This window comes from Sphingomonas sp. P4_G3 (genome assembly GCF_056401105.1).
The window spans coordinates 1-16,219 of the sequence record NZ_JBFUJZ010000018.1; the positions used below are offsets into that span (position 1 = coordinate 1).

Below are 16,219 nucleotides of genomic sequence, written 5' to 3' on the forward strand. Positions count from 1 at the left end.
CGCGCATGACATAGCAATCGACCCCGATCAGCGGCATCGGCCAGCCATCGACCAGCTTCAGCCCGTTGCGCCGCGCGATTCCTGCCGCCATGCGCCGCCGCGCGGCCATCGCCGTCGTGTCACCGTAACTGCCGCCGTAGCTCCCGCCGGGGCGATAATGCGGCGGCGCCATCTTGAGCATCACCAGGATCTGGCGATCGGCGTCGGCGGTCGGCCGCTCCTGCGTATGGCCCGGCGTCACCACGCCGAGCGCGGCGGCACCGCACAAGGCCAGGCAGAGCCGGAACCATCCGCGCCAGGTCATGGCTGCGATCCAGGGTCGATCGGCTCGGCCAGCACGACCTGCGGCGTCGCGCGCAGGCCGTCGATCGCCTGGCCCCGGCGATCGGGGGCAATCCGCACGACATAGGCGCCGCTCGCGGTCGGGCCATCGACGACGCGCGCGCCTGCCTTGGTCAGCGCGGCGCGCAGGTCGACGTCGCGGGCATCGGGCCGGAACATCACCAGCGCATTGCCCGGCTGTGCCGTCGGTGCCGATCCCAGCGCACGATAAGTCTCGCCAGCGGGCGATGGCGCGTCCGGCACAACCATGACAGCAAACGCGACCGCGGCCGCCGCCGCGAGCGGCCCACCGAGCGCCCAGCCCATCGCCACCTTGCGGCGCAGGAACGGCACCGGCTCGGCCAGCCGGCGCGGCGGTCCCGCCGTGTCGATCCGCTCGCTTAGCGCCGCCCAGGCATGTTCGACATCGATCGGCAACCCCGCGACCTCGCGCGCGAGGACCTGTTCCGCCGCCAGATCGGCGCGGCATTCGGCGCACTCGGCGAGATGCGCCTCGACCATCGCCGCGTCGTCGGCCTCCAGCGTGCCGTTGACGTACCAGGGCAGCAAGTGCTGCGCCTGTTCATGAGGGCTGCCGCGCAGCCGGATGATCTCAGCCATCGAACGTCTTCCTAAATCCAGTCGGTCAACTCGCCGGCCAGGCGACGCCTGAGGTGCCGGCGAGCATGAAACATGCGGGTCTTCACCGTGTCGACCGGGCATTCGAGGATCGTCGCAATCTCGCGATAGCCCAGTTCGTGGAAATACGTCAGGTCCACCACTGCCCGGTGCGCCGCCGACAATTCGTCCATCGCGCGCATCAGCAAGGCATTGATGCGGTGGCGGCTCGATACTTCCTCGGGGCTCGCCGCGTCGCTGATACGGTTCTCGGCGTCCTTATCCTCGACCGCCTCGTCCTGCCGCTTCAGCCCCTTCATCGCCTTGCGATAGGCAATGGCGAAAATCCAGGTCGACAGCTTGCTCGCCCCGTTGAAACTGTCGGCACGATCCCACACCACCATCATCGTGTCGTCGAGCACTTCCTCGACCAGGGTCGGCCGCCGGATCAGGTTGAGCAGGAACCGCGTCAGCCGGGGATGGTAGAGGCGGTACAATTCCTCGAACGCCGCCCGGTCGCCGCCCACGACGCGCGCGAACAGCGCCATCTCGGCTTCCGATCCGCCGCTGCGCCCCCGCTCGCGCACCGCTATCAACCTGACCTCACCTTCACCATCCGCCGCCGCACCCATGATACCGGGTTTGTGCCGGAGGCGCATCGGATAGTTCATCGTGACGATCCTGCCGCGTTCGCGCTGGCGTGACAGGACGATTTGACACTAGATCGGCGTCACGACTTAGCGCGGCTGGAAAGGTAAGAATGGTGGGCGACAAGCGGGCGTGTTTCGATTTCGAGGTCGAATTTTCGAACGGGGGCGGCATCCAGGGCCAGGATTTCCGGCTCGATATCGATGGCGACGACATCACCGACGACGCGCTCGCAGCCTATATCATCGCCGATCTGCGGCTGCTCATGGTCGGCACGGTGCGGATCCTCAACAAGCGGATCATCGAGGAGCGCCACAAACGCGCCGCCGTGGCCGCTCGACCGACGGTGGCCGACACGAGCCGCCGCATCGACCTCAGCCATACGATCGAAGACGGCATGATCACCTATAAGGGATTGCCTGCTCCCCTGATGTGCGATCATCTATCGCGCGAGCAATCGCGCGCGATTTATGCCGAAGGGACCGAGTTCCAGATCGGCAAGATCGAAATGGTCGGAAATACCGGCACCTATCTCGACACGCCGTTCCATCGTTACGCCGAGGGCTATGACCTTTCCGGGCTCGATCTCGACCGCGTCAGCGGCGTTCCCGCCGTCGTGGTGCGTGTCGCGGGGCAAGCGGCGCGCGCGATCGACTGGACCGCCTTTGCCGCGAGCGATGTCGGCGGCCGCGCGGTGCTGGTGCAGACCGGGTGGGATCGCCATTGGCGGACCGATCAATATTTCGAGGACCACCCGTTCCTTACCGCCGATGCCGCCACTTATCTGCGCGATCACGGCGCGCTGGTCGTCGGCATCGATTCCTACAATATCGACGATGTTTCCGGCGGCGAACGGCCGGTGCATACGATCCTGCTCGGCGCGGGCATCCCGATCGTCGAGCATATGACCAATATGGATGAGCTCCCGATCGACGGATTCCGCTTTTGGGCAGTGCCGCCAAAGGTCAGCAAGATGGGCACGTTTCCGGTGCGAGCCCATGCGGTATTGGAGGCGTGACGACCCTGCGATCGCGTGATGGCACGGGCGCGCGATCGGCATCGCACTAGCGACAACACCGATAGTCTCAGGAGAACCCTTGAGGGCGCGCCTTCAAGGTGGCGAAACCCGATCGGGCTTCCTAGCTAGCGTCGGCGCGACCGGGAAGTTCCGGCCGCGAAACGTGGAGCTGCACCGATGAGCGAGCCGACCGAGTACACCCCCCCGAAGATCTGGACCTGGGACAAGGAAAACGGCGGCGCGTTCGCCAATATCAATCGGCCGATCGCCGGGCCGACCCACGACAAGGAGCTGCCGATCGGCAAGCATCCGCTGCAGCTCTATTCGCTCGCCACGCCCAACGGGGTGAAGGTGACGGTCATGCTCGAAGAATTGCTCGCGCTCGGTCACACCGGCGCCGAATATGACGCCTGGCTGATCCGCATCAACCAGGGCGACCAGTTCGGCAGCGGCTTCGTTGCCGCCAACCCCAATTCCAAGATCCCCGCGCTGATGGATCACACCGACCCGGCCGCGCCCGTGCGCGTGTTCGAATCCGGCGCGATCCTGATCTACCTGGCCGAGAAGTTCGGCGAATTCCTGCCCAAGGATTATCCGGCTCGCGCCGAAGTCCTGTCCTGGCTGATGTGGCAGATGGGCAGCGCGCCGTTCCTCGGCGGCGGCTTCGGGCATTTCTATGCCTATGCGCCGTTCAAGCAGGAATATCCGATCAACCGCTATGCGATGGAAGTGAAGCGTCAGCTCGACGTGCTCGACCGCCGGCTGGGCGAGAGCGAATATCTCGGCGGCAAGGATTATTCGATCGCCGACATGGCAACCGCGCCCTGGTACGGCGCGCTGGTCAAGGGGCTGGCCTATGACGCCGGCGAGTTCCTGCAGGTGCAGGACTATAAGAACGTGATCCGCTGGACCGACCAGATCTTCGAGCGGCCGGCGTTCAAGCGCGGCCGCATGGTCAATCGCGTGATGGGCGAGCCGTCCGAACAACTCCACGAGCGCCACGACGCGAGCGATTTCGAGCTGCGTACCGCGGACAAGCTGGAACCGGCTGACTGACGCTATCGGATGGGGCTCCCAGCCGGCCGAGACCGGCTGGGGGTCGAAATGCTCCGGTCGCCGTCTTGCGCATAATCGCGATTGCCCCCACATGTGGGGCACTGGCACTCGCGCTTCCTTAGTGCCAATTCGCAGATCGCAGCGCTGGCTTCGGTTGTGATAGCGACGCTTCCGTCGCGTTCCAGCAACCGAACGGCCCGATTTCCATGCCAGCCAAAGACATCAAATTCTCGCGCGACGCGCGCGAGGCAATCACGCGCGGGATCGATCTGCTCGCGGATGCCGTCAAAGCAACGCTCGGCCCCAAGGGCCGCAACGTTCTGATCGACAAGGGCTATGGCGCACCCCGGATCACCAAGGACGGCGTGACCGTCGCCAAGGACATCGAGCTTCAGGACAGGTTCGAGAATCTCGGCGCGCAGATGATGCGCGCGGTCGCCTCGCGAACCCAGGATCATGCCGGCGACGGCACGACCACCGCCACCGTGCTCGCCCAGGCGATCGTCCGCGAGGGACTCAAATCAGTTTCCGCAGGGGTCAACCCGATGGACGTCAAGCGCGGCATCGACCTCGCCGTCATCCGCGTCGTCGAACATCTGGCGACGCGCTCCAGGCCGGTCGCCAACAATGACGAGATCGCCCAGGTCGGCATCGTCTCCGCCAATGGCGACGAGGAAATCGGCCGGATGATCGCCAAGGCGATGGACAAGGTCGGCAAGGAAGGCGTGATTTCGGTCGAAGACGCGCAGGGCATGGAGTTCGAGCTCGAAATCGTCGAGGGCATGCAGTTCGATCGCGGCTATCTCAGCCCCTATTTCGTGACCAATGCCGAGAAGATGACGGTCGAGCTCGAGGACCCGTGCATCCTGATCCATGAGAAGAAGCTGTCGAAGCTCGAAGCGTTGCTGCCGATCCTCGAGGCCGCCGCCAAGGCGGCCAGGCCATTGTTGATCATCGCCGAGGATATCGAAGGCGACGCGCTGGCTACGCTCGTCGTCAACAAGCTGCGCGGCGGCCTGAAGGTCGCCGCGGTCAAGGCGCCGGGCTTTGGCGATCGCCGCAAGGCGATGCTCGAGGACATCGCGATCCTGACCAAGGGCATGGTCGTCAGCGAAGAGCTCGGCATCAAGCTCGAGGGTGTGACGCTGGACATGCTCGGCACCGCCCGGCGCGTCTCGATCGACAAGAGCGACACGACGATCGTCGACGGCGCGGGCGATCCCGCGGTTATCGCCGCACGGGTCGAAGCCATCCGCCAGCAGATCGAGAATACCGACAGCGAATATGATCAGGAAAAGCTCCAGGAGCGACTGGCGAAGCTGTCGGGCGGCGTCGCGATCATCCGGGTCGGCGCATCGACCGAAGTCGAGATGACCGAACGCAAGGATCGCGTCGACGACGCGCTCCACGCCACGCGCGCCGCGGTGGAGGAGGGAATCCTCCCCGGCGGCGGAACCGCGCTGCTCCACGCGGTGAGCGCGCTGGAGGATGTGAAGGGCGACAATGCCGACCAGGATCGTGGCATCGACATCGTCCGCCGGGCGCTGTCGGCGCCGCTGCGCCAGATCGCCGAGAATGCGGGCCATGACGGCGGCGTGGTCTGCGCAAGGCTGATAGAGGGCAACGATCCGGACATGGGTTTCAACGCCCAGACCGAAACCTATGAGAATTTGGTCCAGTCCGGCGTGATCGACCCGACCTTGGTCGTCCGCTCGGCACTGCAGGACGCAGCGTCGGTCGCGGGACTGCTGCTGACGACCGAAGCGGCCATCGTCCAGGCGTCGGACTGATTGGCTGGGGCGGCAGGATCCATCTACCCGGTCCGAGAGCCGCGTAGGATGGCACAAGTCTCGGGCCGGTGTAGCCCGCCTGCGGGAGCTCCCAATGCCGCCGGCGTTCATTGCGCGATCCTGGCGGCGGCAGGCTTATGATCGGCGCTTTACTGCCCGCCTTGTCTCAAGAGACGCGCGCTCTGATTGGCGCCGACATCCGCGCCGCCGGTGTGCATCCATGCGGCGCCCCGCGACGGCCTTTCTGCGGGCAACGATTGCCCGAATCGAACCAGCATTTCGGTCATGGCGACGCGATCGACCGCTGGCGAGAACAGGTAACCTTGCCCGAGTACGCAGCCCAGGGCGCTCAACTGCTCCGCCTGGCTCTCGGTCTCTATACCCTCGGCGACCACGCGGATGCCGAGCTTTTCGGCGATGCTCAAAAGTCCCTCGACGATCACGCTGCTGGGATTTCCCGGCGAGAGGCTGTCTACAAAACTCTTGTCGATCTTGAGAATGTCGACGGGGACGGTTAGCAGATGGGTCAGGGAGGCGAAGCCGGTACCAAAGTCGTCGAGCGCCACCCGTAGTCCCAGCGCTCGCATCGCCTTGATTTCACGGGCGATGACATGGTCACGGCGCCCCATATAAACATTCTCGGTGATCTCGACGATTAGATGCTTGAGTGGCACATCCGCGGCCGCGAACGCAGCGCTGAGCTGACCGCCGAGCTTGCCGCGATGGACGTCGGCGTAGGACACGTTCAGACCAACATGCTGAAATGCTATGCCAAGGTCGAGCCAGTGGCGGATGTCGGCCACGATGCGTCCCAGCATGCGTTCTGTCAGCGAGCACGCGATCTGCGCATCCGAGGTCGCATCGCTGAACGCCGCGGCGGGAATGATTTCACCGTCAGGCGTCATCAGGCGGCAGAGCGCCTCGACGCCGACCACTTCGCGCGTGTCGAGGCGGAAGATTGGCTGATAATAGGCCTCGACGCGATTCTCGCGAAGCGCGTCCCCAAGGTCGCGAATAGCCGTTAGCCGTTTCGTGATCGCCGTCCCGATGCCGGGCCAGTAGCGGACGAACCCGCCCCTGCCCGTCTCTTTGGCGTGATATAGAGCGAAATCCGCCTTCTGGCGGACTGTCTCAGCAGTCGCATCTCCGATCGACAGCACGGCGCCGCCGATCGTCGCCTGCGGAGAGACCAAATGCCCATCGCATGAAGCCGCCTCAGCCAGGCAATTGAGGATGCGCTGTGCCGTATCGGAGATATCCCGAAGTGCCTCCGGCGTTTCCCAGATGATCGCAAACTCGTCGCCCCCGATCCGAAAGGCCTTTGCCGGCGCTGAGGCAGTAGCGAGCCGGGATGAGACCTCCCGCAAGAGCTCGTCGCCGACATGATGACCAAAGGTGTCGTTCGTCACCTTCAGATTGTCCAGATCGAGGACCATGATTGCCCAGGATCCGGGCTCGTCACACGACAAGCCTGCGAGCGCGCGATTGAAGGAAGCACGGTTCAATAGCCCGGTGAGTTCGTCGACGTTCGCCTTACGCTCGTGCTCGAGCAAACGGTCGTGTCGCTCCATCGCGATCGCGCAAAGGTGGGTGCAGTTTGCGACGATCTGCTCTTCAGCTGGGGTCGGGCCGCGCCGCTCGCGATAATAGATCGCGAAGGTTCCCAAGACCATTCCGCTCGCGTCGCTGATAGGGCTCGACCAGCACGCCGCCAGCCCCAGCGGCAGAACAAGGTGCCTGAATGCGGCCCATTTGGGATCGCTCGCGACGTCCGCGACGGCCACCGGCTTCTTGAGATATGCGGCCGTTCCGCACGAGCCTGCTGCGGGTCCGATTGGGATACCATCCAGCGCTGCGGAATAGTCCGACGGCAGGCTAGGCGCCGATAGTGGACGCAGGAAGCCGCCGCGATCGACCGTCAAAACGGAGCAGATAACACCAGGCAGCAAAGCCTCGACTTCGGAGCAAAGACGATCGGCGGTGGCCTCCAGAGAGCTTCCGGTCGCAATCATCTCTAGAATGATGTGTTGAAGGGGAAGCACGGCAAGCCAATCGTGAGGGTAAGCGCACGTCGTGCGGCAAACACCGTCAAGGTCACGTGAGGTTTCTTGGTTAATCTTTAGATAACGGCACCAACCCTCGCCAATTTTACAAAAAGCTGGTTTCGATTCACCCGCCGCGGGATTCGTGCACGATCAGGTCGGTGGGCAGGTGAACCGGCAAATGGCGAAGTTCAAGCTCATTGCGCCGCTGCCACGGGCTCCGCGATTGGCGTCGGCGCATCCCAGCCGCCGCCCAACGCCCGGTACGAAGCGACGGCGGCGCGAGCGGCGGCCGCCTTTGCCTGAATTTCGGCGTCGCGCGTCTCCAGCACGCGCCGGTCGGCGTCGAGCACCTCGAGCAGGCTGGATGCGCCAGCTTTGTACGCCGCAAAAGCTGAGCCCCGAGCCTTGCTCAGCGACGTATCGCCCTCGGCAAGGATTTGCGCGCGTGCCTGTTGTTTAACCACGCTTGAAAAGGCGTTCTCGACATCCTCCGAGGCCCGCAGGACGACGAGGCGATAGGCGGCCAACGCTTCGCTGTTGCGGCCGCGCGCGGCAGCGATCTCGGCATCGATGCGGCCAAAATCGAACAGCCGCCAGCGCAACCCGAGGATTCCGCTCGCCTGGGTGGCTCCCCCCCCGAACAAGCTGCCCACGCCCATCGTCGCCGTGCCGAGCAGACCGCTCAGCGAGAATTTGGGATAATATTCCGAGATGGCGACGCCGATGCGGGCGTTCGATGCGGCAAGCGTGCGCTCGGCCGCGATGATGTCGGGCCGCCGCCGCAGCAAGGCCGCAGGGCCACCCGCGCTGGAAACCGGGGGGACGATCGGGATCGGCGCGACAGCCGCAAGCTCGGGACGGGTCGAGCCAGGCTGGAGCCCGAGCAGGACGTCCAAGGCATTCATCGAGCTGTCGAGATTCTGCTCGAGCTCCGGAATGGCGGCTTTCACCTGCGCAAGCGCGCCCTGGGCCTGGCTCAGTTGCAGCTCCGCCGCGACGCCCTTGCGATATTGCAGCGCAGTCAGCTCGACCAACTGTTGCTGGATCTTTTGCTGGTCCCGCGCGACCCCGAGTCGCGCTTGCAGGCCGCGGATCGCGATATAGGTGTCAGCGGTCTGCGCGGCGACGGCGAGCCGGGCGGCAACCGCCGCCGCGGAGGAAGCCTGCCAATCGGCGCGGGCCGCGTCGCGCGCGGCATCCTTGCCGCCGAACAGATCGATTTCCCAACTCGCGCCGAGGTCCAGCTCATAGCTCTGCGCCTCTCTCTGGAAACCCGGCAGCGCGCTGGCGATCCGGCCCTGCGGTGTCTCGCGTGACTGATAATTCTCGCTCGCCTGGCCGCTGATCTGTCCGGACGGAAGAAGGTCGGCATTGGCGTAGCGTAGCGCAGCGCGCGTCTGCATCACGCGAGCGCGGGCCTGTTGCAGATCCAGGTTCTGCGCCAGCGCCCGATCGACGAGGCTCGCCAACAGCGGATCGTCGAAAGACCGCCACCAATTGGCCAGGTCGACCTTGGCTGCACGCTCGGCATTGGCGTCGACCGCGGGACCGCCGATAAAGGCTGGTGGTGCGGCCGTCTGCGGTGCGACATAGCTAGGGCCGACCGCGCAACCCGCGAGAAGAGCCGTTGCGGATGCCGCGATCAGGGTACGAAATATGCGCATGGAATATCGCCGATCAGCTGATGAGTTTCATGTGACCAATAACGCAATTGGTCACAATTTGTCAAATGCCGACTTTCGCGCTAAAGGTTGGTCATGAAAACGCAGATTGCAGAAAAGGCAGCGCCCGTACGCGGGCCAGCAGAACATTCGGTCCGGGATCAGATCGTCAAGGCCGCGCGCGAATGCTTCGCGCATTATGGCTATGGCAAGACGACGGTGGCGGATCTGGCGCGGGAGATCGGCTTCTCCAAAGCCTATATCTACCGGTTTTTCGAATCGAAGCAGGCAATCGGCGAGGCGATCTGCGGCGACTGCGTGGATGCGCTGTTCGACCAGGTCCGGGAGGCGGTGGGCCAAGGGCAGGACGCAACCGATAAGCTGCGCAGATTCGCGAGAACCGCGACCACTGCGACCGTCGACCTGCTCTTCTCCGATCGCAAGCTTTACGAGATCGCGGTCAATGCCTCGTCCGAAAACTGGGAGGTCGCGCGGGCCTATACCGAGCGCCTCCAGAGCCTGCTCGAAGAGATTCTGAGGGAAGGACGCGAGAGCGGCGAGTTCGAGCGCAAGACGCCGCTCGACGAGACCTGCCGGTCGATTTTCTATGCGCTGAGGCCCTTCATCGACCCCGTTTTTCTCGAGCGCAGCCTCGACCTTCTTCCCGATGCCCAAACCGAGGTGACCGGATTGGTACTGCGCAGCCTCGCGCCCTAGGACGAATTGATTACATGTGACTAGTTGACACATTGGTCACAAGATGACATAGAGTTCCTACTGAAACAGGAGGAACCTGCGTGTCGATATCGTCTTGCGCGCGAAGCATCGGAATTCTCGGACTGGTGGCCGGCGCGCTTGCCGGATGCGGACGATCGGACGCCGATCCGCGTACTGCGCCGCCGCTGGTGCGGACCGCCCAAGCGGGGCTGGCCGAAGGGTCTGCACGCGAATTCACCGGGATCGTCGGCGCGCGCGTGCAGAGCGACCTCGCCTTCCGCGTCGGCGGCAAGGTTGTGGCGCGACTGGTCGACGCCGGCCAGGTCGTCCGCCGCGGCCAACCGCTGATGCGGATCGACCCGACCGACTACAGGCTCGCGACGCAAGCTACGGCGGGAGCGGTCGAGGCCGCCCGGGCCCGCGCGGCCCAGGCCAGTGCCGACGAGCTTCGCTATCGCGATCTGGTTTCGGCGGGCGCAGCGTCGGCGTCGCTCTATGAACAGAAAAAGGCCGACGCCCTTTCCGCCCGGGCCGCGCTTTCGACTGCGGAAGCACAAGCGCGCGTCAGCCGGAACGATGCCAGCTATACCGTGCTGGTCGCCGACGCGGACGGCACCGTCGCCGAAACGCTGGTCGAGCCGGGCCAGGTGGTGACCGCGGGCCAGACCGTCGTTCGGCTGGCGCGGTCAGGTCCCCGCGAAGCGATCGTCGCGCTGCCCGAGACGCTTCGCCCTGCGCTGGATACGGTGGCGGAGGCGCGGACCTACAGCGGTCTCACCGGCACCGCGCGCTTGCGCCAGTTGAGCGATTCCGCCGATCCGGCGACGCGAACCTTCGAAGCCCGGTTCGTGCTGGCCGGCGCCCCCGCGACCGCGCCATTGGGTTCGACGGTAACCGTCCGCGTCGGCGTTCCCGGTCAACCTCAGGCCATTTCCGTTCCGCTCGGCGCGATTTACGACCCCGGGCGCGGACCGGGAGTCTGGGTCGTCACCGGCAAGACCGACGCCAAGGTGACGTGGCGGCCGGTGCGCCTGGCTTCCATCGGTGAGGAAAATGCCGTCGTGTCGGCCGGATTGCGATCGGGCGAGCGCTTCGTCGCGCTGGGCGCGCACATGCTCCATCAGGGCGAGGTCGTCCGCATCGATGCGGGAGCGGTGCGTTGAGCGGCGCTCCTGAACCCAGCGGCAGGTTCAACCTGTCCGCGCTGGCGGTGCGCGAGCGGGCGGTCACTTTATTCTTCATCATCGCCATCTCCGCTGCCGGAATCGTCGCCTTCCTCAGCCTGGGCCGCGCCGAGGATCCGAGCTTCACCATCAAGCAAATGACCGTGGTCTCGGCCTGGCCCGGCGCCACCGCACAGGAGATGCAGGACCAGGTCGCCGAGCCGCTCGAAAAACGCCTCCAGGAGCTGCGCTGGTACGACCGCGCGGAGACGTTCACACGGCCTGGCCTTGCGTTCACCACGCTGATTCTGCGCGATCAGACACCCCCATCGGAGGTGCCAGAGCAATTTTACCAGGCGCGCAAGAAGTTGCAGGACGAGGCGCCCAACCTGCCGCAGGGCGTAGCGGGGCCGTTCGTCAACGACGAATATGGCGACGTGACCTTCGCGCTTTATGCCTTGAAGGCAAAGGGCGAACCGCAGCGGGACCTCGTCCGCCAGGCGGAGTCGCTGCGCCAGCGGCTGCTGCATGTGCCCGGCGTCAAGAAGGTCAATATCGTCGGAGAGCAGCGAGAGCGGATCTTCGTCGAGTTCGCACAGGACCGTTTGGCGACGTTGGGCATCGCGCCGCGCGCGATATTCTCGGCGCTGGCGCAGCAGAACCTGATTACCCCGGCGGGCGCGATCGAAGCGAACGGCCCGCAGATGCAGGTGCGGCTCGACGGCGCATTCGACGATCTGGAGAAGGTCCGCGACCTGCCGATCGCCGCCAATGGCCGCACCTTGCGCCTGGCGGATATCGCCGAGGTCCGGCGCGGCTATGAGGACCCTGCCACCTTCCTGATCCGCAATCAGGGCGAACCGACCCTGTTGCTTGGCGTGGTGATGCGCGACGGCTGGAACGGGCTCGATCTGGGCAAATCGCTGAACGCCGAAGTCAAGGCGATCTCGTCCGAGCTGCCGCTCGGAATGGCACTGGTCCCTGTAACCGACCAGTCGGTGAATATCACGGCCGCCGTCGACCAGTTCATGCGGACGTTTCTCGAAGCACTGGCGATTGTGATGATCGTCAGCCTGATCGCGCTCGGCTGGCGGGTCGGCATCGTCGTGGCGGGAGCGGTACCGCTGACGCTCGCGATCGTCCTCGTCATCATGTGGGCGACCGGACGCGTGCTCGATCGCATCACGTTGGGCTCGCTGGTTCTCGCGCTCGGGTTGCTCGTCGATGACGCGATCATCGCGATCGAGATGATGGTCGTGAAGATGGAAGAGGGCTTCGACCGCATCAAGGCATCGGCCTATGCCTGGAGCCACACCGCGGCGCCGATGCTGGCAGGCACGCTGGTGACGGTGATCGGCCTGATGCCGGTCGGCTTCGCGCGGTCGACCGCCGGCGAATATGCCGGCAACATCTTCTGGGTGGTCGGCTTCGCTCTGCTCGCCTCCTGGGTCGTCGCCGTTATTTTCACTCCTTATATGGGCGTCAAGCTGCTGCCGGCGATCAAGCCGGTCCAGGGCGGCCATGACGCCATCTATGAGACACCGCGCTACCAGAGGGTGCGCGGGCTGATCCGCTGGGCGGTGACGCGCAACCGGGTGGTGACGATCGCGACGCTGGCCGCATTCCTGATCGCCGGTGCGGGCATGGTGCTGGTGAAGAAGCAGTTCTTCCCCACGTCCGACCGGCCCGAGGTCCTGATCGAAGTTCAGATGCCCAAGGGCACCTCGATCGAGCAAACCAGCGCTGCCAGCGCGCAGGTCGAAGCCTGGCTGCGCAAGCAGCCCGAGTCGAAGGTCGTCACCGCCTATGTCGGGCAAGGTGCGCCGCGCTTCTTCATGTCGCTTACGCCAGAACTACCCGACCCGTCTTTCGCCAAGATCGTCGTACGCACGCCATCGGAGGAAGCACGCGATGCCTTGAAGGAGCGTCTGCGGCGGGCGGCTGCCGACGGCCTCGCGCCTGCCGCGCGCGTGCGGGTGACGCAACTCGTCTTCGGCCCCCCCTCACCCTATCCCGTGGCGTTCCGCGTCAGCGGTCCCGACGTCGACAGGACGCGTGTCATTGCCGACCGGGTTCGCGCGATCATGACCGCCGACCCGACGATGCGCACGGTCAACACCGATTGGGGCGAGCGCGTGCCGACGCTGCATTTCGTGCTCGATCAAGACCGGCTCCGCGCAATGGGCCTGACCTCGAGCGACGTCGGCGAACAACTCCAGTTCCTGCTCTCGGGCGTGACGGTCTCGCAGGCCCGCGAGGACATCAGGACCGTCGATGTTGTCGCGCGTTCCGCCGGCGGGACGCGGCTCGATCCGGCGCGCATCGGCGATTTCACCCTGACCGCGGCGAATGGGCAGCGTGTTCCTATCAGCCAGATCGGGAAGCTCGAACTGCGCATGGAGGATCCGATCCTGCTCCGCCGCGACCGCGTGCCGACGATCACCGTGCGCGGCGACATCGCCAACGGCCTGCAACCACCCGACGTCTCCACCGCCATGTTCAAGAAGCTCCAGCCGGTCATCGACACGCTGCCGCCGGGTTATCACATCGACATGGCCGGCTCGATCGAGGAAGCGGCCAAGGCCAATGCCGCGCTGGCGCCGGTCTTCCCGATCATGATCCTGCTGATGATGATCGTCATCATGCTGCAGGTTCGCCAGTTCTCCGCGATGGTGATCGTGCTGCTGACCGCCCCTCTCGGGTTGATCGGCGTGGTGCCGACGCTGCTGCTGACCGGCCAGCCCTTCGGCTTCAATGCGATCCTGGGGCTGATCTCACTCGCGGGGATCCTGATGCGCAACACGCTCATCCTGATCGGCCAGATCCACGAGAACGAGGGGCTCGGCCGGACGCCGTTCGACGCCGTGGTCGAGGCGACCGTGCAGCGATCCCGCCCGGTGATCCTGACCGCGCTGGCCGCCGTCCTCGCCTTCGTCCCACTCACCCATTCGGTGTTCTGGGGAGCCATGGCTTTCACGCTGATCGGTGGCACGCTGATCGGCACGATCCTGACCCTCGTCTTCATGCCCGCGCTCTATGCCCTCTGGTACCGGATCAAGCCCGACGGCCAGAGTCCGGAACCCGTCGCAGTGGCGGCGGCATGAGGGCGGCCCTGTCCCCGCACAGGCCCGCCGCGGCCTCGCGGCGCAGGAGGGAAATTTGACCGGCCCCCGCCCCTCTTCCAGCCCGGCGGTTGCCTCTGCTCATCCGCGGCCGAACGGCGATCCGCTCGACTGGATCGAGGGCCGCTGGGTGCTGGAGATATTGTTGTGCCTGAACCTTCGAGAGCGCCGTTTCTCCGATTTGAAGGCGGCCATCCCCCGCGTGAGCGCGAACGTTCTGACCGACCGGCTTCGCGCTCTGGAAAATGCGGGGCTCGTGGAGCGGCACTCCCTGCCGCCACCATCGGCCAGCAAAGTCTACCGGCTCGCCGATCCGGCCAACGGCTTGAGGCCGGCGTTGGAGGCGCTGGCGAACTGGCGAGCACAAGGGCTCGGCGCGGCGCGGCCGGGCCATATCACAGCCGTTGGCCCTTCGCCCGCGAGCTAGCTCGGCGGTTTCGCCACCGCTCGGCGTTGCGGAATTCGTCCGGCAGCACGCCCGGGCATATCACGCGGAAAACATGAAGGCGCCGGGCGGAATACGGTCGTTGAAAGGAAAAGTTGATGCAACAAGCTGCTGATACCGGAACGCAGATCTCCGCAGGTGAAAAGCCGAATGGCGCCCGGGCAAAACGGGCGCTGATCACGGGCGCCTCAAGCGGCCTCGGGCTCGAATTTGCCGAGCTGCTGGCGGCACAGAAGGTCAATCTTGTGCTCGCCGCCCGACGGCGGGAGCCAATGGAAAAGCTCGCCGCCGACCTCCGCCAGAAACATGGCGTCGATGTCGTTGTCGAGCCGATCGACCTTGCCGCGCCTGGAGCCGCTGCCCGGTTGAAAAGCAGCCTGGACGAACGGGCGCTACAGATCGACATTCTGGTCAACAATGCGGGATATGGGTTGCACGGCGAATTTCTGGAAACGCCGATCGAGCGCACAGCGGATATGATTCAGCTCAACATCACGGCGGTCACCGAGTTGAGCTATGTCTTCGGGCGGGACATGGCATCCCGGGGAACCGGGCAGATTCTCCTCATTGCCAGTCTCCTTGGACTCCAACCTGCTCCCAATTATGCGGCTTACGCAGCTACGAAGTCCTATGTGCTGGCTTTTGGCGAAGCTCTGCACGACGAACTTCGCCCGCACGGTGTAGTCGTCACCAGTCTTTGCCCAGGGCACACCGAAACGGGCTTCGATGCGGCCGCCGACGCTCCCGTTTCGCCCATGCTGCGCCTTCTGACCATGAAGCCCCGCCCCGTCGCCGAAAGCGGTCTCCGGGCCCTGGGACGAGGGAAAGCCTCCGTGATTCCCGGCTTCTTGAACAACCTGGTTGCATTTTCAAATCGCCTGACACCCCGTTCGATGCAGCGCGCCACAATGAAACGAATTGTGGGATGATGTCAGTAATCGCAACTCGCCTCCGCAGAGTGCGTTTTTGCGGGTAGAGCGCCGGACAAATATCGTTCGTGCTCGAACGCCTCGCTCAGAGGGCAGACGCCGCCGCTTCGTCGTAGCGGCGCTGCGCCTCCAGCACCTGATCGACATTCTCCTCGGCCCAGTGGAGCAGCGCCTCCATCTGTCCAGCGAGCGTCTTGCCGAGCGGCGTAATGCTATATTCGACCGTGACGGGCACCGTCGCGAACGCCTTGCGCGTGACGAGACCATTCCGCTCCAGATTCTTTAGTGTCTGGGACAGCACTTTCTGAGACAGCCCCTCGATTTCGCGCCGCAGTTGGTTGAAGCGCGTCGGTCTCTTGGCAAGGATGCCCAGCAGCAGCACGGTCCACTTGTCCGCCACGCGGTCGAGCACGATGCGGCTGGGGCAGGCGGCGGCATAGGCGTTTGGATCGATCATCGGTTTCCTACGGGTAATCAGGTGGCGCAACGGTGCCTTCTTTACATCTTGCTGCACAATTTGCACCTAGTTCCCATTCGAAACCAAGACAAGGAATCTGAAGCCGCGTGGCCTCGCCCCGCCGGCGCTCCACAAGCCGACCTCCTACTACGATCTGTTCCGTTTCGAGAACGGCAAGGTCGTCGAGCATTGGGACATCATCGAGACAATCCCTCCCCGCAGCGAGTGG

General features: G+C 64.8%; 13 protein-coding genes and 1 pseudogene. 8 read left to right on the forward strand and 6 right to left on the reverse strand.

Translation table 11 applies throughout. The features are described 5' to 3' along the window. From AC1DQQ_RS22120 to AC1DQQ_RS22130, 3 genes and pseudogenes are all read right to left on the reverse strand, one after another. A pseudogene (locus tag AC1DQQ_RS22120) lies at window positions 1–304 on the reverse strand (S8 family peptidase); the annotation flags it as partial. Beyond that, window positions 301–942: a zf-HC2 domain-containing protein gene (locus AC1DQQ_RS22125; RefSeq protein WP_478046806.1), complete on the reverse strand. Its 642-nt coding sequence runs from the start codon at window positions 940–942 to the stop codon at window positions 301–303. The pseudogene AC1DQQ_RS22120 and the gene AC1DQQ_RS22125, both read right to left, overlap by 4 nt. 11 nt (window positions 943–953) lie before the next feature. Beyond that, on the reverse strand, window positions 954–1,610 hold the full coding sequence (locus tag AC1DQQ_RS22130) for a sigma-70 family RNA polymerase sigma factor (RefSeq protein ID WP_478032978.1): 657 nt from the start codon (window positions 1,608–1,610) through the stop codon (window positions 954–956). 89 nt (window positions 1,611–1,699) lie between these two features. On the opposite strand from AC1DQQ_RS22130, the gene AC1DQQ_RS22135 reads away from it, so the two are divergent. The 3 genes from AC1DQQ_RS22135 (at window position 1,700) to groL (ending at window position 5,451) form a co-directional block, all read left to right on the forward strand. Continuing rightward, window positions 1,700–2,605 carry a cyclase family protein gene (locus AC1DQQ_RS22135; RefSeq protein WP_478032977.1) on the forward strand — a complete coding sequence of 302 codons (906 nt, stop codon included), beginning with the start codon at window positions 1,700–1,702 and terminating at the stop codon, window positions 2,603–2,605. Window positions 2,606–2,782: 177 nt separating this feature from the next. Then, window positions 2,783–3,661: a glutathione-dependent disulfide-bond oxidoreductase gene (gene yghU, locus AC1DQQ_RS22140; RefSeq protein ID WP_478046807.1), complete on the forward strand. Its 879-nt coding sequence runs from the start codon at window positions 2,783–2,785 to the stop codon at window positions 3,659–3,661. Window positions 3,662–3,867: 206 nt separating this feature from the next. Continuing rightward, window positions 3,868–5,451: a chaperonin GroEL gene (gene groL, locus AC1DQQ_RS22145; RefSeq protein ID WP_478032973.1), complete on the forward strand. Its 1,584-nt coding sequence runs from the start codon at window positions 3,868–3,870 to the stop codon at window positions 5,449–5,451. Between the two features lie 149 nt (window positions 5,452–5,600). Here the strand turns inward: groL and AC1DQQ_RS22150 are convergent, their stop codons facing one another. Together AC1DQQ_RS22150 and AC1DQQ_RS22155 are read right to left on the reverse strand one after the other, a co-directional pair. Further along, the gene (locus tag AC1DQQ_RS22150) at window positions 5,601–7,463 is read right to left on the reverse strand and encodes a sensor domain-containing phosphodiesterase (RefSeq protein ID WP_478032972.1); all 1,863 of its coding nucleotides are present in this window, start codon (window positions 7,461–7,463) and stop codon (window positions 5,601–5,603) included. Window positions 7,464–7,690: 227 nt separating this feature from the next. Further along, a complete protein-coding gene (locus tag AC1DQQ_RS22155; RefSeq protein WP_478046808.1) occupies window positions 7,691–9,160 on the reverse strand; it encodes an efflux transporter outer membrane subunit in 1,470 nt (489 codons plus the stop codon). Window positions 9,161–9,253: 93 nt separating this feature from the next. On the opposite strand from AC1DQQ_RS22155, the gene AC1DQQ_RS22160 reads away from it, so the two are divergent. The 5 genes from AC1DQQ_RS22160 to AC1DQQ_RS22180 all read left to right on the forward strand — a co-directional run bounded on the left by AC1DQQ_RS22160 (window position 9,254) and on the right by AC1DQQ_RS22180 (window position 15,533). Next, the gene (locus tag AC1DQQ_RS22160; protein WP_478046809.1) at window positions 9,254–9,874 is read left to right on the forward strand and encodes a TetR/AcrR family transcriptional regulator; all 621 of its coding nucleotides are present in this window, start codon (window positions 9,254–9,256) and stop codon (window positions 9,872–9,874) included. A gap of 80 nt (window positions 9,875–9,954) precedes the next feature. Further along, window positions 9,955–11,037 carry an efflux RND transporter periplasmic adaptor subunit gene (locus AC1DQQ_RS22165; RefSeq protein ID WP_478046810.1) on the forward strand — a complete coding sequence of 361 codons (1,083 nt, stop codon included), beginning with the start codon at window positions 9,955–9,957 and terminating at the stop codon, window positions 11,035–11,037. Next, a complete protein-coding gene (locus AC1DQQ_RS22170; protein WP_478046811.1) occupies window positions 11,034–14,141 on the forward strand; it encodes an efflux RND transporter permease subunit in 3,108 nt (1,035 codons plus the stop codon). Before AC1DQQ_RS22165 ends, AC1DQQ_RS22170 begins: the two co-directional genes overlap by 4 nt. Before the next feature lie 55 nt (window positions 14,142–14,196). Beyond that, on the forward strand, window positions 14,197–14,586 hold the full coding sequence (locus AC1DQQ_RS22175) for a winged helix-turn-helix transcriptional regulator (RefSeq protein ID WP_478032964.1): 390 nt from the start codon (window positions 14,197–14,199) through the stop codon (window positions 14,584–14,586). 116 nt (window positions 14,587–14,702) lie between these two features. Further along, the gene (locus AC1DQQ_RS22180) at window positions 14,703–15,533 is read left to right on the forward strand and encodes an SDR family NAD(P)-dependent oxidoreductase (RefSeq protein WP_478032962.1); all 831 of its coding nucleotides are present in this window, start codon (window positions 14,703–14,705) and stop codon (window positions 15,531–15,533) included. 85 nt (window positions 15,534–15,618) lie between these two features. Here AC1DQQ_RS22180 and AC1DQQ_RS22185 read toward each other — a convergent pair whose 3' ends face one another. Continuing rightward, entirely contained in the window at window positions 15,619–15,990 is a 372-nt protein-coding gene (locus tag AC1DQQ_RS22185; RefSeq protein ID WP_478032960.1) for a winged helix-turn-helix transcriptional regulator, read from the reverse strand. Between the last annotated feature and the right edge of the window lie 229 nt (window positions 15,991–16,219).